Genomic DNA, 18,366 nt, shown 5'->3' with positions numbered 1-18,366 from the left:
TCACGCACGGCACGCGGACCGCGCCGCCCCGGCATGGTCGCCGGTCGCACCGGGCATACGGGACCAATGGCCCGCGAAGCCCCGGAACCGAACCAGCCGAACCGCCCGACCCGCCCGAACCGCCCGTTCCGTACCGCGCCGCGCCCCGGCGGCCGCACGTCCTCGCAGACCACCGCACTCACCACGGCCCAACGGCCCTGGGTCCGCGCCCTCGGACTGACGGCCGTCGTCCTCCTCGGCGCCTGGCTCGGCCTGCTGGTCGTCGGCAACGTCCGTACGCCGGTCGGCCCGATGGACGCCACCATGACGTTGCGCCCCTCCCTGAGCGGCGGCACGAAGATCAACGTCTCCCCGCTCGGCGCCCTCGAACTCGACTCCCACGTGGCCCCCGTCCGGCTCGACGTCGACGTGGACCGCCTCGACCCCGTCCGCTCCCAGGCCCTGGTCGAACACCCCGAACGGCTGTCCGGCCTGCAGGAGGAGATTTCCGCCGACGTCCGGGAGGGGACCACCGAGCTCGCCCTGCGCTCCTGCGTCGCCGTCGTCTCCGGGGCGACCGCGCTGGGCCTCGCCGTCTACCGCCGTCCCCGCCGCGCCCTCGCCGCCGGCGGCCTCGCGCTCGCGCTCCTCGCCGCGTCCGGCGTCTCGGCGGCCGCCACCTGGAACCCGAAGTCCGTCCTGGAGCCGAAGTTCTCGGGACTGCTGTCGTCCGCGCCCTCCGTCGTCGGCAACGCGCGCTCGATCGTGACCGAATTCGACGTTTACCAGAAGGAGTTGGCACGCCTGGTCACCAACGTGACCAAGCTGTACGACGCGACGTCGACGCTGCCGGCCTACTCGCCGGACCCGAGCACGATGCGGGTGCTCCACGTCTCCGACATCCACCTCAATCCGGCGGCCTGGCACATCATCGGCTCCCTCGTGGAGCAGTACGGCATCGACGTGATCATCGACTCCGGCGACACGATGGACCACGGGTCCTCCGCCGAGAACGGCTTCCTCGACCCCATCCCCGATCTGGGCGCGCCCTACGTGTGGGTCCGCGGCAACCACGACTCGCGCACGACACAGGAGTACCTGTCCCGGATGAAGAACGTCCACGTCCTGGACGAGGGGCGGGCCGTGAGCGTCGGGGGACTGCGCATCGCGGGCAGCGGCGACCCGCAGTTCACCCCGGACCGGTCGGTCGAGGCCCAGGGTGACCCGGCGGAACGCATGACCGGCATCCGCCTCGCCTCCGCCCTGCGCGACCAGGAGCGCGCGGGCACCCCCGTCGACATCGCGGTCGCCCACAACCCGGTCGCGGCCCGCGAGACCGACGGCACCGTGCCGCTGGTCCTGGCGGGGCACATCCACAAGCGCCACACCGAGGTCCTCCCGCACGGCACGCGCCTGAGGATCGAGGGGTCGACCGGCGGCGGCGGGCTGCGCGCGGTGGAGGACAAGGAGCCGGAGAAGGTGCGCGCCTCGGTGCTCTACCTCGACCGCACGAGCCGGCGGCTGCAGGCCTGGGACGAGATCACGCTGGGCGGCCTCGGCCTGACGACAGCGGAGGTCAGCCGCCATGTCGCGGAGCCGCGGGAGCCTTCTCCGAGCCCGTCGGGAAGGTCGCCGACGCCCTCCGCGTAAACCGTTTTGGCGATAGGTCCCCGCATCCCATATGCTTCTCACGTCCCCGACGCGCTGAGAAGCGCCCAGGCGGGCCCTTAGCCCTCATCGTCTAGTGGCCCAGGACGCCGCCCTTTCAAGGCGGTAGCACGGGTTCGAATCCCGTTGGGGGCACGCATCACCGTGTGCGAGACTTGTTCTCGCACAATGCTTGGTCCTGTGGAGCAGTTTGGAGTGCTCGCCACCCTGTCAAGGTGGAGGCCGCGGGTTCAAATCCCGTCAGGACCGCTGGAGCTCGAAAGAGCTTCGTGGCTGGGTAGCTCAGTTGGTACGAGCGATCGCCTGAAAAGCGATAGGTCGCCGGTTCGACCCCGGCCCCAGCCACCAGCCGAAGGCCCCGATCCCCGGATCGGGGCCTTCGCCGTTTCCGCGGCCACCTGACCTCCGCGCGCCCTGGGGCGGGATGCGAGAGCGCCCGCCCCAGGGCGCGCGCTACGCCTTCTCCCGCTCGCCGCGCCGCCAGCCGCGTACGCCCAGGACCAGCGCCGCCACCGCGACCACCAGCACCAGCAGCGCCCAGTCCGGCACCGCTCTGCCGATGCCCGAGGCCCACTCCTCCACCGCGAACGAGTCGTCGACCGAGAGCAGGCCGGGCAGGGCGGTCGTGCCGTCGAAGGCCAGGAACACCGTGCCCAGCAGCACGAAGAACAGGCCCGACGCCAGCGACGTCGTGTGCAGCCGGAACCGGCCCGCGCGCAGTTCCCGGCCGCGTAGCCACCGGCGGCCGCCCAGGTCGAAGCGGTCCCAGAGCAGGGCGAGCAGGAACAGCGGAACCGCCATGCCCAGGGCGTAGACCGCGAGCAGCAGCCCGCCGTAGACCGGGCTCCCGCTCAGCGCCGCGACCGTCAGCACGCTCCCGAGGATGGGACCCGCGCAGAAGCCCGCCAGCCCGTAGACCAGGCCCAGGGCGTAGACGGACAGGGCCGTCGTCGGACGGATCCGGCCCGACACCTCGGCGACACGGCGCGAGGCGAAGCCCATCCCGAGGATCTGCGCGACCCCGAGCCCGACGATCAGCCAGCCGCCGGCCGCGACCAGCAGGTCGCGATGGCCGTAGAAGAGCCGGCCGGCGAAGGACCCGGCCACGCCGAGCGGGACCAGGGTCGTCGCGAGTCCCGCGAAGAAGATGCCGGTGCGTGCCAGCAGCCGGCCCGTGGAGTCGACCGAGTACGCGAAGAACGCGGGCAGCAGCAGGGCGCTGCACGGGCTGATCAGGGCGAGGAGCCCGCCGAGGAATGCCGCCAGATAGCCGATGTCGTTCATCGCACGCCCTGCTTCGCGCTCCGCTCCGCCGCCTCGATCGCCTCGGTGAACGTCTCCAGGGGCTGTGCTCCCGCGATGGGCCGGCCGTTGACCAGGAAGGACGGCGTGGATGTGGCGCCCAGACCGTAGCCCTCCTCCTGGTCCCTCGTGACCGCCTGGCGTGCGGCGTCACTGTCCAGGTCACGCGTGAAACGGTCGAGGTCGCGCACCCCGGCCTCGCGGGCCAGCGCCGTGAGGCGGTCCCGGCCGAAGCCCTTCTCCTTCGCGCCCTCCGCGTACGCGGCGGCGTGGAACTGCCAGAAACGGCCCTGCTGGCCCGCCGCCCACGCGGCGCGCGCGGCGGCCTCGGACGCCTCGCCGAAGATGGGGAAGTTGCGCCACTCGATCCGCAGGACACCGGCGTCGACGTACTTCCTCATGAGCCGCGGCTCGGTGTCGCGGGCGAACTTCCCGCAGTAGCCGCACTGGAAGTCCGCGTACTCGATCATCACGACGGGCGCGTCCGCGCGGCCGGCCGCGAGCGGGTCCTTCGCGTCGCGGCGCGCGAGCTTCTCCAGCTCGGGGTGCGTGCCGGCCTGCGGCTCGGCGGAACCGTCGGCGGCGGAGGGGGAGCCGACGGACGAGGACGCGCCGGACGGCGCGGACTCCGGCCGGGTGGCGGTGTAGGAGGCGAAGCCGAGCAGCAGCGCGGCGGCGAGCACGCCCGCGCCGATGGCGAGCGGCTTGCGTGAGGAGGTGGACGTGGCGGAAGGCATGGAAGCTCCTGAACGAAAGGCCTGAGGGAAACGGATGCCAGCGAGGGGACCGGCGGGCCTATACGCGCAGGACAAAGAGGTCGACCGCGGAGGGCGGCGCGAGCGGGGGCGGGCCGGGCAGGGGCGAGATGTCCAGCGCGGTCTGGTCGCAGACGGGCGCGACGCAGCCGCTGCCGTGGGCCTGGGGCAGGGCGGGCAGCAGTTCGCACGCGGAGCCGCCGCGCGGAGGCACGCCCGGGTGCGCCCCGCTGTCCCCGGCCCCGGTGCGCTCCCCGCATGCGGGCAGCTTCGCGGCCCTGGCGAGGACCGCCTCGCCCGGCGCGGACCCCCCGCCCGCCCGCACGCCGGCGGCACCACCGCGGGCGACGTCCGAGCCGGCACCGAGGGCGGATGCCACCCCGATCCCGGCGACCGGCGGGGCCACGGCGCCGCTGACGAAGCCCTGTCCGGCGGCCACGGGACCACGATGCGAGACCTGCCCGGCGGCCACGGCGCCGCTGACGAGGCCCTGCCCGGCCGTCACCGCACCACGATGCGAGCCGGCAGGCGCCGCCGCCTCCGCCGACAGCGCCGCCACACATCCCAGCATCGTGCCGAACAGCCCGAGCAGCAGGCTCGCGGTCACCGCGAGGCGGTGCCGGCGGTCGCGGCCGATCAGCATGGGCGCGCTTTCCCTTCGGGACGCTCGGCAGGGATGAACGATTCGCTCCATACTGCACCAGCTTGCTGACGAAATGAGTTCGCCAGTGCTTTCCGGAGAGTGCGATCCTGGACCCCGTATGTCTACTTCCTTCGCAGACCTCCAGACCCTGCTGGCCGGGGCGTCCCTGCGCGACGCCCACCGGCTCGGCCGCCGTCTCGAGGGCGCCCGCCGCATCCGTAAGCCCGAGGCGCGGCAGGCCGTGCTGGACGAGATCGCCGCCGACGCCGAGAAGTCCGCGGCCCGCACCGCGCGGCGTGCCGAGCGCGTGCCCGAGATCACGTATCCGGAGCAGCTCCCGGTCAGCCAGAAGAAGGACGAGATCCTCCAGGCGATACGGGACCACCAGGTCGTGATCGTCGCGGGTGAGACCGGGTCGGGAAAGACGACCCAGATCCCGAAGATCTGTCTGGAGCTCGGCCGCGGCGTGCGCGGCATGATCGGCCATACGCAGCCCCGCCGGATCGCCGCCCGTACGGTGGCCGAACGCGTCGCGGAGGAGCTGCGCACCCCGCTCGGCGAGGCCGTCGGCTGGAAGGTCCGCTTCACCGACCAGGTGAACCAGGACTCGACCTTCGTGAAGCTGATGACGGACGGCATCCTGCTCGCCGAGATCCAGACGGACCGCGAGCTGCGCGCCTACGACACGATCATCATCGACGAGGCCCACGAGCGGTCGCTGAACATCGACTTCCTCCTCGGTTACCTCGCGCAGCTGCTGCCCAGGCGCCCGGACCTCAAGGTCGTGATCACCTCCGCGACGATCGACCCGGAGCGCTTCTCCCGCCACTTCGGCGACGCCCCGATCGTCGAGGTCAGCGGCCGGACGTATCCGGTCGAGGTCCGTTACCGCCCTCTGCTGGAGGAGGACTCGGAGGACTCCGACCGCGACCAGATCACCGCGATCACGGACGCCGTCGAGGAGCTGATGGGCGAGGGCAAGGGCGACATCCTCGTCTTCCTCTCCGGCGAGCGCGAGATCCGCGACACCGCGGACGCGCTCAACAAGAAGCAGTACCGCTTCACGGAGGTCCTGCCGCTGTACGCACGGCTCTCGCACGCCGAGCAGCACCGGGTCTTCCAGCCGCACACCGGCCGCCGCATCGTCCTCGCCACGAACGTGGCCGAGACCTCACTGACGGTCCCCGGCATCAAGTACGTGATCGACCCCGGCACCGCCCGGATCTCGCGCTACAGCCACCGCACGAAGGTCCAGCGGCTGCCGATCGAGCCGGTCAGCCAGGCCAGCGCCAACCAGCGCAAGGGCCGCTGCGGCCGTACCTCCGACGGCATCTGCATCCGCCTGTACTCCGAGGACGACTTCCTCTCGCGCCCCGAGTTCACCGACGCGGAGATCCTGCGCACCAACCTCGCGTCCGTCATCCTCCAGATGACCGCGGCCGGACTCGGCGACATCGAGAAGTTCCCGTTCATCGACCCGCCGGACCACCGCAACATCCGCGACGGCGTGCAGCTGCTCCAGGAGCTCGGAGCCTTCGACCCCGCGGAGAAGGACCCCCGCAAGAAGCTCACCCCGCTCGGCCGCAAGCTGTCCCAGCTCCCGGTCGACCCCCGGCTCGCCCGGATGGTCATCGAGGCCGACAAGAACGGCTGTGTGCGCGAGGTCATGGTGATCGCGGCCGCGCTGTCGATCCAGGACCCCCGCGAGCGCCCGGCCGACAAGCAGGCACAGGCCGACCAGCAGCACGCACGCTTCAAGGACGAGACGAGCGACTTCCTCGCCTTCCTCAACCTGTGGCGCTACGTCCGCGAGCAGCAGAAGGAACGCGGCTCCTCCAGTTTCCGCCGCATGTGCAAGCAGGAGTACCTGAACTTCCTGCGCATCCGCGAGTGGCAGGACATCTACTCGCAGCTGCGCACGGTCGCCAAGCAGATGGGCATGCACGTCGAGGAGCCCGCGGCGGGCGAAGGCGTCCCGGAGCAGGCCGTCCACGTGTCCCTGCTCTCGGGCCTGCTCTCGCACGTCGGCATGAAGGACGTGAAGAGCTCCGGGGCGGAGGGCGGGAAGAACACGGCGAAGAACGAGTACCTGGGCGCGCGGAACGCCAAGTTCGCGATCTTCCCGGGCTCCGCGCTCTTCAGGAAGCCGCCGCGTTTCGTCATGTCCGCCGAGCTCGTGGAGACCTCGCGCCTGTGGGCCCGTGTCAACGCGAAGATCGAGCCGGAGTGGATCGAGCCGCTCGCCCAGCATTTGCTGAAGCGCACGTACAGCGAGCCGCACTGGGAGAAGGACGCGGCGGCCGTCATGGCGTACGAGAAGGTCACGCTCTACGGCGTGCCGATCGTCGCCCAGCGCAAGGTGAACTACGGGCGCATCGATCCGGAGACCTCCCGCGACCTGTTCATCCGCAACGCTCTCGTCGAGGGCGACTGGCGCACGCACCACAAGTTCTTCGCGGACAACCGCAAACTTCTGACCGAGGTCGAGGAGTTGGAGCACCGCGCCCGCCGCCGCGACATCCTCGTGGACGACGAGACACTCTTCGACTTCTACGACCAGCGGGTCCCCGAACACGTCGTGTCCGGCGCCCACTTCGACTCCTGGTGGAAGCACAAGCGCCGCGAGCAGCCGGACCTGCTCGACTTCGAGCGCGAGATGCTCATCAACGAGAAGGCCGGCGCGGTCACCAAGGACGACTACCCGGACTCGTGGCGGCAGGGCCGGCTGAAGTTCCGGGTGACGTACCAGTTCGAGCCGGGCGCGGACGCGGACGGCGTCACCGTGCACATCCCGCTCCAGGTGCTGAACCAGGTCACCGACGAGGGCTTCGACTGGCAGATCCCGGGCCTGCGCGAAGAAGTCGTCACCGAGCTGATCCGCTCTCTCCCCAAGCCGGTCCGCCGCCACTACGTGCCGGCGCCGAACTACGCGAAGGCGTTCCTGGAGAGGGCCGTGCCCCTGCAGGAGCCGCTGTCCCTCACCCTGGCGCGTGAGCTCCAGCGCATGGTCGGCGTCCCGGTCACGGCCGACGACTTCGACCTGTCCCGGGTCCCCGACCACCTCAAGATCACTTTCCGCATCGTCGACGAGCGGCGGCGCAGGCTGGCGGAGGACAAGGACCTGGAGGCGCTGAAGCTCCGGCTGCGGCCCAAGGCCCGTCAGGCCCTGTCCAAGGCCGCCGCCTCCTCCGGCCCGTCGGGCGAGTCGCTGGAGCGCACCGGCCTGAAGGACTGGACGATCGGCACGCTGACGAGGGTGTTCGAGACACGCCGGGCCGGCCAGCCGGTCAAGGCGTACCCAGCGCTCGTCGACGCGGGCGAGAGCGTCTCCGTACGGCTCTTCGACACCGAGGACGAGCAGGCGCAGGCGATGTGGCAGGGCACCCGTCGGCTGATCATGCTCAACATCCCGGTGAGTCCGGCGAAGTTCGCCTCCGACAGGCTGACCAACCAGCAGAAGCTGGCGCTGTCCCGCAATCCGCACGGCTCGGTCCAGGCACTGTTCGAGGACTGCGCCATGGCGGCGGCGGACCGGCTCATCGCCGACCACGGCGGACCGGCCTGGGACGAGGAATCGTTCCGGAAGCTGTTCGACAAGGTCCGCGCCGACCTCGTGGACCTGACCGTCCGCACGATCGACCAGGTGCAGCAGATCCTTGCGGCCTGGCAGGCCTGTGAGCGCCGCCTGAAGGCCACGAACAGCCTGGCTCTGATCAACAACGTCCAGGACGTCCGCGAGCAGCTGGCGGCCCTGATGCCGGCCGGCTTCGTGACGCGTACGGGTCTGCGCAGGCTGCCCGACCTGATGCGCTATCTGGTCGCCGTGGACCGCCGCCTCCAGCAGATGCCGACGGCCGTCCAGCGCGACACCACGCGCATGGAGAAGGTCCACGAGATGCAGGACGAGTACGCCTGGCTGCTGGAGCAGTTGCCCCAGGGCCGACCGGTGCCCCAGGAGGTCCTGGACATCCGCTGGATGATCGAGGAGCTGCGGGTGAGCTACTTCGCGCACGCGCTGGGCACGGCGTACCCCGTCTCGGACAAGCGGATCGTGAAGGCGATCGACGCGGCCGCACCGTGACGGCCCCGTCGCCCTGGGTGAGTTCGACCTGACCAGCGAACCTGCTGTACAGTCTCTCTCGCGGCCAAGGAGTATTCGGCCGCGAAACCTGGTCCTGTGGAGCAGTTTGGAGTGCTCGCCACCCTGTCAAGGTGGAGGCCGCGGGTTCAAATCCCGTCAGGACCGCGCGATTCACCGAAGGCCCGCATCGACGTGATGCGGGCCTTCGTCGTTGTCCCGGACGCCGATCGTCGCACCCGGGTGCCGAAGCCCCGCCACCGGGGCGCCTCGCCGAAGGCGGGAGGAACCCCGTCGGACGGCGAATCCCGCCAGGAACCCCGCCTGTTCGCGCGCAGAACCCTCGTCCCGTAGGACGTGGGTCTTCGTCGTCTGCGCCCTCGCGCCGTCTTGACGGTGTCATCCACCGCGGGTACCCAGGGTGCAGGGGGTGGCGTACATGGCGGCGTCTGCGGCGAGGCGGCACGAGACACGCGCGCTCCTGCGCGCCCATCTGGCGGCCGCCACGGGCTACCGCCACCTCACGAGGACCTGCCCGGTGTGCCACCGGCTCCTGCGCCTGGCCATGGAGCGCCCCGAGCCGCCCGGGCCGGCCGTCTCCGACCCTGCTCCGGAAGCCACCGAGGAGTGACCAACACCCGTCGCGGAGAGGGACTTTGGGTGTCGGTCCGGATTTTGGCAAGAGCCGTGCAGTGTGACGGGTGTCACCGAACTAATTTCCTGAACGAGGGCACTTAACCCCTGCCTACACCGTGCCGATTTAATATGTGCCATTGCACCACTCCCCCAGGGGCCCCAGAGGTCGACACCGATGTCATCGCGTCACGCCGGTAACAGTCGGCACGGGCGCACAAAAAGATCGCGCTGGACCCGGCGGAGTCCAGCGCGATCGAAGACGAAGGCCTGTTGGGGCAGACGCACGTCTGTGGAGCCAGTGGTGGGCTCATCCAGGGTGGGGGCCCAGGAAATGCCCGGTCAAACGGGGTGTTCAGGCCTCGCTGCGCTGCTGCGGGATACCCGCAAGCAGTGCGCGGACCTCTGCCTCGCGGTAGCGGCGATGTCCACCGAGCGTGCGGATGGACGTGAGCTTGCCCGCCTTAGCCCAGCGGGTGACCGTCTTCGGGTCCACGCGGAACATCGTGGCGACCTCAGCCGGGGTCAGCAGCGGCTCGGCATCAGGGGTGCGAGCGGTCATGAGCGGCCTCCTCGGGAGAACCGAACCTTCTCGGTTCTTTCCTCTAAATTCTGCACCTTGACCCGCGTTGCCCGAAATGGCGGACGCGGGCCGAGTCGGTTATAGGACGAACGGCTTGTCCTCGGCACTACAACTACACCATCTGTCCAGCCACGTCGGCCAAACCGATGGAATTGCCCTCTCAGGTGTCCATCAGCGGCGGAAGGCCGATGGACCATGCCATAACGGACAGTCACGTCACAGTGACGATCAGTCACAGAGCGATCAGGAGTCCTCAGACCCCCCATAGCGTGCAATGCTGAGCAATCCGCCCTTACTTGGACGGAAGGAACCCTCCCCGGACTCCTTGTCCTATTTTGACACGAGGGTGGGCGATAGGCGCAAGGGGGCGGTTAGTGTAATCCATCACGCTTGGGGCAATCGCCCGGATCGGGACCTACGTCCCCCCGCCCGGCCACCGGCGGCGCCGTCCACCCCGTCAGTTCGCGAATTGACGATCCCTCACGGCCCTCCAACGCTCCGTCAGACGCCCGTACGCCTCGGCCGCGCCCTCACCGTCCCCGGACCGCAGCGCGGCGATCCCCTCCGCCGCGTCCGCCGCCGACCGGTCCTCCGCCAGGGCATCGCCGGGCAGCGCGTGCACCAGACCGCCGTAGTCCAGCTCGACCAGTGACCGCGGGTGGAACTCCTCCAGCCACCGCCCCACGTCCACGAGGCTCTCGGTCAGCGGACCCTCGTCGATCGCCTCCCGCAGCGTCCGTAGCCCACGGGCCAGCCGCCGGCGGGCCTGGACCATGGGCGTCCGGTAGCGCAGCGAGGGCCCGGCGGCCGTGTACTCGCGCTCCTCGTCGGCGAAGAGCACGAACCAGCCCACGGGCACCCCCCACACGGCCGTCCTGATCCACGGGCGGGCGTCCGGGTTCTCCTGTCGCCACTGCGCGAAGTCGGCGGCGGCCTGCTCACGCACGACCCGCGGCAGCGCCGCGTCCAGGAGCGCGCCGGGCAGCTGCGCGGACAGCTCCTCCAGGGCCAGCCACCCGCGCAGGCGCGTGCGCCACGGGCAGACGCACACCACGCCGTCGACATCGGTCACGAAGGCGTCCGCGCTCTCGTGGACGCGAACCACGACGGGCGGGGTCGGCAGCAAGTCGGCAAGTGAGCGGCGGAGTTCGTCCTGGGCGGTCGGGGTGCCCTCCCTGCGCGCGTAGCGGGCCCAGTGGCTGCGCTCCGGCTCGGGGAAGGCCGTCAGCGGCTCGTAGATCCGCAGGTAGGCCGCGTACGGGACGAGGACCGATGACAGCGCCGGCATGCCGCAGATCCTTCCATGTCCGTACTCCGGTGGAGGGTGATCCGCGCCACCGGGTCGGATCTACGCTTGCTGAGGACTTACTCTCTTGCCCACCGGGCCTTCCCCACCCGCAGGAGGGCCCGCATCCGCCGCTTCGTACTTGGGAGTCACCACCGTGACCGATGTAACCGGCGCTCCGGTCGATGTACTGAACACTCTGTTCCGATCGGAGCAGGGAGGGCACGAGCAGGTCGTGCTGTGTCAGGACCGCGCCTCCGGCCTGAAGGCCGTCATCGCCATCCACTCCACCGCCCTGGGCCCGGCCCTCGGCGGCACCCGCTTCTACCCGTACGCCTCCGACGAGGAGGCCGTCGCCGACGCCCTGAACCTCTCCCGGGGCATGTCGTACAAGAACGCCATGGCCGGCCTGGACCACGGCGGCGGCAAGGCCGTGATCATCGGCGACCCGGAGCAGATCAAGTCCGAGGAGCTGCTGCTGGCCTACGGCCGGTTCGTGGACTCCCTCGGCGGCCGTTACGTGACCGCCTGTGACGTCGGCACCTACGTGGCCGACATGGACGTCGTCGCGCGCGAGAGCCGCTGGGTCACCGGCCGCTCCCCCGAGAACGGCGGCGCGGGCGACTCGTCCGTGCTCACCGCGTACGGCGTCTTCCAGGGCATGCGCGCCTCGGCCCAGCACCTGTGGGGCGACCCGACGCTGCGCGGCCGCAGGGTCGGCGTCGCCGGCGTCGGCAAGGTCGGCCACCACCTGGTCGAGCACCTGCTCTCCGACGGCGCCGAGGTCGTGATCACCGATGTGCGCAAGGAGTCCGTGCGCCGCATCCTCGACAAGCACCCCTCGGTCACCGCGGTCGCCGACACCGACACCCTGATCCGCACCGAGGGCCTGGACGTCTACGCGCCCTGCGCGCTCGGCGGCGCCCTGAACGACGGCAGCGTGCCGGCGCTCACCGCCAAGATCGTCTGCGGCGCGGCGAACAACCAGCTCGCGCACCCGGGCGTCGAGAAGGACCTCGCCGACCGCGGGATCCTCTACGCCCCCGACTACGTGGTGAACGCCGGCGGCGTCATCCAGGTCGCCGACGAGCTGCACGGCTTCGACTTCGACCGGTGCAAGGCGAAGGCGTCAAAGATCTTCGACACCACGCTGGCAATATTCGCACGTGCGAAGGAAGACGGCATTCCGCCGGCCGCTGCGGCCGACCGGATCGCCGAGCAGCGCATGGCCGACGCCCGCCGTCGCTGACCCGGGCACCCGTCCGGCCCGCCGTCCGGGGAGACAAGACTCACCCCGGTCGGCGGGTCGGGCGCCAGGAAGAGGTTAAAATCGCAGTTGACCAGCGAGGACAGGGCGCCTCGCGGGTCGTGTGAGGCGGCACCTCATGCGGGCGGCGTACCGTATGGCCGCGGAAGCAGGTACCGTTGAAGCCCTACGGACCGAGCTCTTCACGGAGAGCCCGTTCCGACTCATGAACGCGTGTCAAGACTCTGGGGCCGTCGAGCCCCGTCACCGAGGGGGTCGAGCCATGGGGCGCGGCCGGGCCAAGGCCAAGCAGACAAAGGTCGCCCGCCAGCTGAAGTACAACAGCGGCGGGACTGACCTGTCGCGTCTGGCCAACGAGCTGGGCGCATCGACTTCGAGTCCGATTTCGAGCCAGCCGCCGAACGGCGAGCCGTTCGAGGACGACGACGAGGAAGACGACCCGTACGCGCGGTACGCGGACATGTACAACGACGACGAGGACGAGGACGAAGAGTCCGGCCCGTCGTCACAGCGCCGCGGCGCTTGACGCTGTACTCACCGACCCGGTCCGGGGCCTGCCCCGGACCGGGTTCTGTGCTGTTCAGCTTGCGTAGTCGCCGGTCAGTTCGGCGCCCGTGGCGCGATCACCGCGCTCGATGATCTCGCCCGCGACCCAGGCGTCCACGCCGCGGTCGGCGAGGGTGGTCAGCGCCGCCTCGACGGACTCCGCCGGGACGACGGCCATCATGCCGACACCCATGTTCAGCGTCTTCTCCAGCTCCAGCCGCTCCACCCGACCGGCCCGGCCGACCAGGTCGAACACCGCACCCGGGGTCCACGTCGAACGGTCCACCACCGCGTGCAGACCCTCCGGGATCACCCGCGCCAGATTCGCCGCCAGCCCCCCGCCGGTGATGTGACTGAACGCATGCACCTCGGTCGTCCGCGTCAGCGCCAGACAGTCCAGCGAGTAGATCCTCGTCGGCTCCAGCAGCTCCTCGCCCAGCGTCCGGCCGAGCTCCTCGACCCGCTGCTCCAGCGACATCCCCGCCCGGTCGAACAGCACATGCCGCACCAGCGAGTACCCGTTGGAGTGAAGCCCCGACGACGCCATCGCCACGACCACGTCACCCGTCCGGACACGATCCGCACCCAGCAGCCGGTCCGCCTCCACCACACCCGTGCCCGCACCGGCCACGTCGAAGTCGTCCGGCCCCAGCAGACCCGGATGCTCCGCCGTCTCACCGCCGACCAGCGCCGTACCGGCCAGCACACAGCCCTCGGCGATGCCCTTCACGATCCCGGCCACCCGCTCCGGATGCACCTTGCCCACACAGATGTAGTCCGTCATGAACAGCGGCTCCGCACCGCACACCACGATGTCGTCCATGACCATCGCGACCAGGTCGTGCCCGATCGTGTCGTACACGCCCATCCGGCGGGCGATGTCGACCTTCGTCCCCACACCGTCCGTCGCGGACGCCAGCAGCGGACGCTCGTAACGCTTCAGGGCCGAGGCGTCGAAGAGGCCGGCGAAGCCACCCAGACCGCCCAGAACCTCCGGGCGCTGCGTCTTCCTCACCCACTCCTTCATCAGCTCGACAGCGCGGTCACCCGCATCGATGTCGACGCCCGCGGCTGCGTAGCTGGCACCGGTGGTCTCACTCATGAGGTTGAGAGCTTTCGTGTCGTGACTGCGTTGGAGCGGGGATTACGGGCGACGGAGCGCGTCGGCGGCGTCTGCGCCACCCGCAAGCTCGGTCTCCAGCAGCTGCTTGCCGAGCAGCTCGGGGTCGGGCAGCTCCATCGGGTACTCGCCGTCGAAGCAGGCGCGGCAGAGGTTCGGCTTGGCGATGGTGGTCGCCTCGATCATGCCGTCGATGGAGATGTACGCGAGGGAGTCGGCGCCCAGCGACTTGCCGATCTCGTCGATCGACATGCCGTTGGCGATGAGCTCGGCGCGGGTCGCGAAGTCGATGCCGAAGAAGCAGGGCCACTTCACCGGCGGGGACGAGATCCGGATGTGGACCTCGGCGGCGCCGGCCTCACGGAGCATCTTGACCAGGGCCCGCTGGGTGTTGCCGCGGACGATGGAGTCGTCCACGACGACCAGCCGCTTGCCGCGGATGACTTCCTTCAGCGGGTTCAGCTTCAGGCGGATGCCCAGCTGGCGGATCGTCTGCGAGGGCTGGATGAAGGTGCGGCCGACGTAGGCGTTCTTCACCAGGCCGGAGCCGTACGGGATGCCGCTGGCCTCGGCGTAGCCGATCGCGGCGGGCGTACCGGACTCCGGCGTCGCTATGACGAGGTCGGCCTCGACCGGGGCTTCCTTGGCCAGTTTCCGGCCCATCTCGACCCGGGAGAGGTAGACGTTCCGGCCGGCGATGTCGGTGTCGGGACGTGCCAGGTAGACGTACTCGAAGACACAGCCCTTGGGCTTCGCTTCTGCGAAGCGAGAGGTGCGGATGCCGTTCTCGTCGATGGCGATGAGCTCGCCGGGCTCGATCTCGCGGACGAAGCTCGCGCCGCAGATGTCGAGAGCGGCGCTCTCCGAGGCGACGACCCAGCCGCGGTCGAGACGGCCCAGCACCAGCGGGCGGATGCCCTGCGGGTCGCGGGCCGCGTAGAGGGTGCCCTCGTCCATGAAGACGAGCGAGAAGGCGCCCCGGACGTCGGGAAGGACCTTGGCGGCCGCCTCCTCGATCGTCAGCGGCTTGCCGTCCTCGTCGACCTGTCCGGCGAGCAGAGCGGTGACCAGATCCGTGTCGTTGGTCGCGGCGACCTGGGTGGCCCGGCCGTTCTCCTTGGGGAGCTCGGCGACCATCTCGGCCAGCTGCGCCGTGTTGACCAGGTTTCCGTTGTGGCCGAGCGCGATCGAGCCGTGGGCGGTGGCCCGGAAGGTCGGCTGCGCGTTCTCCCACACGGAGGCGCCCGTGGTCGAGTAGCGGGCGTGACCGACCGCGATATGACCGGTCAGGGAGCCGAGAGAGGTCTCGTCGAAGACCTGGGACACAAGGCCCATGTCCTTGAAGACGAGGATCTGAGAGCCGTTGCTGACCGCGATTCCCGCGGATTCCTGGCCTCGATGTTGGAGGGCGTAGAGCCCGAAGTAAGTGAGCTTCGCGACCTCTTCACCCGGAGCCCAGACACCGAAGACGCCGCAAGCGTCCTGGGGGCCCTTCTCGCCGGGGAGCAGGTCGTGGTTGAGTCGTCCGTCACCACGTGGCACGCCACCGAGTGTAGGCGAGATCGACCACTGGTCCGAATTGGGGATGCCTCGCAACCCGATTCCGGGAGCCCTCCGAGCGGCCTCCGCGGAGCGCCGGAGGCAGGAATCCGCAGTGCCCGTACAGCCGTCGGGACGCTGCCGGAGATCGACAAGTCGTCCATTCCGGCGTCCGCATCCCGGGACGATCGTTGACGCACCTGGCCGGTCCCGGCCGGGCCCGGGTGTCGCGCAGCCCCTCGGTGACCGTGCGGTCACACGCGTGGAGCCCCGCCACGCCGACCGGATACGTGGCGCGCGCCACCTGTCGCCGCGTGCGCTAGTTCACATCCGGCCCCGTCGACAGCGGGGCGCATTTGCGAACATTCCGGGCATCGTCGGGCCCTCCCCGCACCCTGTCGGCACCCGTTTGCGGTGGATATGTCCCTGCGGTTGCCGCCCCCCGCGATGCCGGCCGGTCAGCGCATGTCCGCGTACGCCGCCAGGCCCTTGCCGTTGGACGCGGTGAGGGTGAGGGCGCGGTGCTTCACCTCGTACTTCACCGTCCCCTGCTTCAGGACCTGGACCAGCTCGCGCTCCAGATCCATCACCGGGCCGGGACACACCTTCCGGGTGGAGGCGAGGCGGCCCAAGGTGATCGAGTCCCCGGAGACCTTCGCGGTGCTGGTGAAACGGTTGCAGCCGAGGCTGCCGCCGACGGTCCCGTCCTCGGCGATGGTCAGATGCGCCGTGCCTTCGGTACCCGCCGGCAGGGACGTGACCGTCTCGCCCTCGACCAGGGAGTCGACGGTCCACTTGGTGCCGATCAGCGGGGAGGGCCGCTCGGCGGTCAGCGCGATCGCGTCGCCCTTCTCGGTGGTGAGGGTGAGCCTGCCGTCGGTGAGCTTCGCCTTGAGCTTGCCGGAGAACGCGGCGCGCAGGGCGTCCTCGAAGCCCTGGATCTTCTTGTCGCAGGCCATCTCGGTCATCTCACCCGGTCCGACCGTCACGGTGTCGCCCTCGACCGTGATGTCGGCGCCGAAGTGGTTGCAGCCGTAGTTGCCCTGCGCCCGGCCCTTGTCGGTGATCTCCACATACGCGTCGGCCGGGGAAGCGGTCTTCGTGCCGTCGGCGCTCACGCTCTCCACGGACCAGCGCACGCCGGTGAGAGGAAGGTCGGGTGCCACGGATTGGCCGCTGCGGGCCCCGCCTCCCTGCTCCGTGCCGCAGGCGGCCAGGGCCAGAAGGGCCAGGGCGGTGACAGGAATGCTCAGCTGGTAGCGCATACCCCTGGGACGGGGCGGCCCCGTGGTCGGTTCCCCCGGATCACGCGGTCAGCCGAGGATCGGCAGGAGCCCCCCGAGGTCCGCGCGCTCTCCGCTCGCGCTGACCTTCGCGGCATCCAGCGCCTCCCGCCAGCCCGTGCGCCCGGTGGCGAGCCGGATCCAGGTCAGCGGGTCGGTCTCGACGACATTGGGCGGCGTCCCCCGCGTGTGCCGGGGGCCCTCCACGCACTGGACGACGGCGAACGGCGGAATCCGCACCTCGGTCGACGCCCCGGGCGCCTTGACCGCGAGCGCGTCGGCGAGCAGCCGCGTGCAGGCGGCGAGCGCCTGCCGGTCGTACGGGACGTCCAGCCCGGTCGCGTCGGCCAGGTCGTCGGTGTGGACGACCAGCTCGACGGTGCGGGTGACGAGGAAGTCCCCGAGCCGCATGGCTCCGAACCGCGTCGGCACCAGCCGCTCGTCCGGCACCAGCGGCAACAGCTCGCCGACGCGCTCGGCCGTGCGCGCGTACAGCTCGCCGAGGTCACCGGCGGCCAGCTCCCGGGTCAGCTCGTCGATCTCCCCCGCGGCCGTCACCGTGGCGAACGGCCAGTCGAGCAGCGCGACGTCCTGCCGGGCCGGCTCGGGCAGCGCGAGGTAGTGGGGTACGGCGCCGACCGCCATGGCGACGTGTGCGACGAGCTCCCGTACGGTCCAGTCCCCGAGCCGGGTGGGCTGTTCCAGCTGCTGGGGCGTCAGCAATGCCGCCGCCTCACGGACATGCCCGAACTGGGCCAGCACGGCGGCCCGGACCTTGGCGGAGTCGTACGTACGCGGACGCTTCTTGGCCGGTGGCATGACGCCGACCCTACGGGGTGGGTACGACAGGACGCCGAAGCCCCCGCCCGGTCTGACCGGGCGGGGGCTTCGGAGCACGCGTCTCAGACGAGCAGACCCGGAATGGTCTCCTCGTGTGCGGTGCGGAGTTCGTTCAGCGGGATGCTGAACTGGCCCTGGACCTCGACGGTGTCGCCGTCGACGACGCCGATGCGGGTGGCGGGCAGGCCCCGGGCGCCGCACATGTCGGTGAAGCGGAGTTCCTCGCTGCGCGGGACGGCCACGATGGCGCGGCCGGCCGACTCGGAGAGCAGGAAGGTGAACGCGTCCAGCCCGTCGGGGACGATCAGGCGGGCGCCGTTGCCGCCGCGCAGGCAGGACTCCACCACGGCCTGGACCAGGCCGCCGTCGGACAGGTCGTGCGCGGCGTCGATCATGCCGTCGCGGGAGGCGGAGATCAGGATCTCGGCGAGGAGCTTCTCCCGGTCCAGGTCCACCCGCGGGGGCAGGCCGCCCAGGTGGTCGTGGATCACCTGGGACCAGGCCGAGCCGCCGAACTCCTCGCGGGTGTCGCCCAGCAGGTACAGCAGCTGCCCCTGCTCGGCGAACGCGACGGGGGTGCGGCGGGTGACGTCGTCGATCACACCCAGCACCGCGACCACGGGGGTGGGGTGGATGGCGACGTCACCGGTCTGGTTGTACAGGGAGACGTTGCCGCCGGTGACCGGGGTGCCCAGCCGCAGGCAGCCGTCCGCGAGACCGCGGGTGGCCTCGGCGAACTGCCACATCACATCCGGGTCCTCGGGCGAGCCGAAGTTCAGGCAGTCCGAGATCGCCAGCGGCTTGGCGCCGCAGGCCGCCACGTTGCGGTACGCCTCGGCCAGCGC

The 18,366-nt window shown here is 70.5% G+C and carries 15 protein-coding genes and 4 tRNA genes; 9 read left to right on the top strand and 10 right to left on the bottom strand.

Annotated elements, in window-relative coordinates; all coding sequences use genetic code 11:
• Nucleotides 1–66: 66 nt before the first annotated feature.
• The 4 genes from AB0K02_RS29905 to AB0K02_RS29890 all read left to right on the top strand — a co-directional run bounded on the left by AB0K02_RS29905 (nucleotide 67) and on the right by AB0K02_RS29890 (nucleotide 1,995).
• Nucleotides 67–1,629, top strand: coding sequence for a metallophosphoesterase (locus AB0K02_RS29905; protein WP_365995693.1), 1,563 nt, complete (start codon nucleotides 67–69; stop codon nucleotides 1,627–1,629).
• Nucleotides 1,630–1,709: 80 nt separating this feature from the next.
• Nucleotides 1,710–1,782, top strand: a tRNA-Glu gene (locus AB0K02_RS29900).
• A gap of 39 nt (nucleotides 1,783–1,821) precedes the next feature.
• A tRNA-Asp gene (locus tag AB0K02_RS29895) sits at nucleotides 1,822–1,896 on the top strand.
• A gap of 22 nt (nucleotides 1,897–1,918) precedes the next feature.
• Nucleotides 1,919–1,995 (top strand) — tRNA-Phe (locus AB0K02_RS29890).
• Between the two features lie 105 nt (nucleotides 1,996–2,100).
• Here the strand turns inward: AB0K02_RS29890 and AB0K02_RS29885 are convergent.
• The 3 genes from AB0K02_RS29885 to AB0K02_RS29875 are packed head-to-tail and all read right to left on the bottom strand — an operon-like array spanning nucleotide 2,101 to nucleotide 4,347.
• Nucleotides 2,101–2,931, bottom strand: a complete 831-nt coding sequence (locus AB0K02_RS29885) for a cytochrome c biogenesis CcdA family protein (protein WP_365995692.1) — start codon at nucleotides 2,929–2,931, stop codon at nucleotides 2,101–2,103.
• On the bottom strand, nucleotides 2,928–3,686 hold the full coding sequence (locus AB0K02_RS29880; protein WP_365995691.1) for a DsbA family protein: 759 nt from the start codon (nucleotides 3,684–3,686) through the stop codon (nucleotides 2,928–2,930). The genes AB0K02_RS29885 and AB0K02_RS29880 overlap by 4 nt, the downstream gene beginning before the upstream one ends.
• A 58-nt stretch (nucleotides 3,687–3,744) precedes the next feature.
• Nucleotides 3,745–4,347, bottom strand: coding sequence for a hypothetical protein (locus tag AB0K02_RS29875; protein WP_365995690.1), 603 nt, complete (start codon nucleotides 4,345–4,347; stop codon nucleotides 3,745–3,747).
• Between the two features lie 118 nt (nucleotides 4,348–4,465).
• Here AB0K02_RS29875 and hrpA point away from each other — a divergent pair, with 118 nt between their 5' ends.
• The 3 genes from hrpA (at nucleotide 4,466) to AB0K02_RS29860 (ending at nucleotide 9,056) form a co-directional block, all read left to right on the top strand.
• Nucleotides 4,466–8,428 carry an ATP-dependent RNA helicase HrpA gene (gene hrpA, locus AB0K02_RS29870; RefSeq protein ID WP_365995689.1) on the top strand — a complete coding sequence of 1,321 codons (3,963 nt, stop codon included), beginning with the start codon at nucleotides 4,466–4,468 and terminating at the stop codon, nucleotides 8,426–8,428.
• A 90-nt stretch (nucleotides 8,429–8,518) separates the two neighbouring features.
• Nucleotides 8,519–8,593 (top strand) — tRNA-Asp (locus AB0K02_RS29865).
• Nucleotides 8,594–8,864: 271 nt separating this feature from the next.
• On the top strand, nucleotides 8,865–9,056 hold the full coding sequence (locus AB0K02_RS29860) for a DUF6274 family protein (RefSeq protein ID WP_365995688.1): 192 nt from the start codon (nucleotides 8,865–8,867) through the stop codon (nucleotides 9,054–9,056).
• 357 nt (nucleotides 9,057–9,413) lie between these two features.
• Here the strand turns inward: AB0K02_RS29860 and bldC are convergent, their stop codons facing one another.
• The gene (bldC, locus tag AB0K02_RS29855) at nucleotides 9,414–9,620 is read right to left on the bottom strand and encodes a developmental transcriptional regulator BldC (protein ID WP_003949541.1); all 207 of its coding nucleotides are present in this window, start codon (nucleotides 9,618–9,620) and stop codon (nucleotides 9,414–9,416) included.
• A gap of 478 nt (nucleotides 9,621–10,098) precedes the next feature.
• Nucleotides 10,099–10,929 (bottom strand): hypothetical protein, encoded by an 831-nt coding sequence (locus AB0K02_RS29850; RefSeq protein WP_365995687.1) that lies wholly within the window; start codon nucleotides 10,927–10,929, stop codon nucleotides 10,099–10,101.
• A 154-nt stretch (nucleotides 10,930–11,083) separates the two neighbouring features.
• On the opposite strand from AB0K02_RS29850, the gene AB0K02_RS29845 reads away from it, so the two are divergent.
• The gene (locus tag AB0K02_RS29845; protein WP_365995686.1) at nucleotides 11,084–12,175 is read left to right on the top strand and encodes a Glu/Leu/Phe/Val dehydrogenase dimerization domain-containing protein; all 1,092 of its coding nucleotides are present in this window, start codon (nucleotides 11,084–11,086) and stop codon (nucleotides 12,173–12,175) included.
• A 280-nt stretch (nucleotides 12,176–12,455) separates the two neighbouring features.
• A complete protein-coding gene (locus AB0K02_RS29840; protein WP_365995685.1) occupies nucleotides 12,456–12,719 on the top strand; it encodes a DUF3073 domain-containing protein in 264 nt (87 codons plus the stop codon).
• Between the two features lie 54 nt (nucleotides 12,720–12,773).
• Here AB0K02_RS29840 and purM read toward each other — a convergent pair whose 3' ends face one another.
• From purM to AB0K02_RS29815, 5 genes are all read right to left on the bottom strand, one after another.
• Nucleotides 12,774–13,841, bottom strand: a complete 1,068-nt coding sequence (gene purM, locus AB0K02_RS29835; RefSeq protein ID WP_365995684.1) for a phosphoribosylformylglycinamidine cyclo-ligase — start codon at nucleotides 13,839–13,841, stop codon at nucleotides 12,774–12,776.
• 42 nt (nucleotides 13,842–13,883) lie between these two features.
• Entirely contained in the window at nucleotides 13,884–15,401 is a 1,518-nt protein-coding gene (purF, locus tag AB0K02_RS29830) for an amidophosphoribosyltransferase (protein WP_365995683.1), read from the bottom strand.
• A gap of 455 nt (nucleotides 15,402–15,856) precedes the next feature.
• Nucleotides 15,857–16,663: an META domain-containing protein gene (locus tag AB0K02_RS29825; protein ID WP_365995682.1), complete on the bottom strand. Its 807-nt coding sequence runs from the start codon at nucleotides 16,661–16,663 to the stop codon at nucleotides 15,857–15,859.
• A 48-nt stretch (nucleotides 16,664–16,711) separates the two neighbouring features.
• A complete protein-coding gene (locus AB0K02_RS29820; RefSeq protein ID WP_365995681.1) occupies nucleotides 16,712–17,500 on the bottom strand; it encodes a sterol carrier family protein in 789 nt (262 codons plus the stop codon).
• Between the two features lie 83 nt (nucleotides 17,501–17,583).
• The coding region (locus tag AB0K02_RS29815; RefSeq protein ID WP_365995679.1) for an AIR synthase-related protein at nucleotides 17,584–18,366 on the bottom strand (783 nt) is incomplete at its 5' end.

The organism is Streptomyces sp. NPDC049597, from assembly GCF_040675505.1.
In the GTDB taxonomy this organism is placed as follows: Bacteria; Actinomycetota; Actinomycetes; order Streptomycetales; family Streptomycetaceae; genus Streptomyces.
Note: the sequence above shows the minus strand (reverse complement) of the source record. Positions and strands in the feature narration are given on the sequence as shown.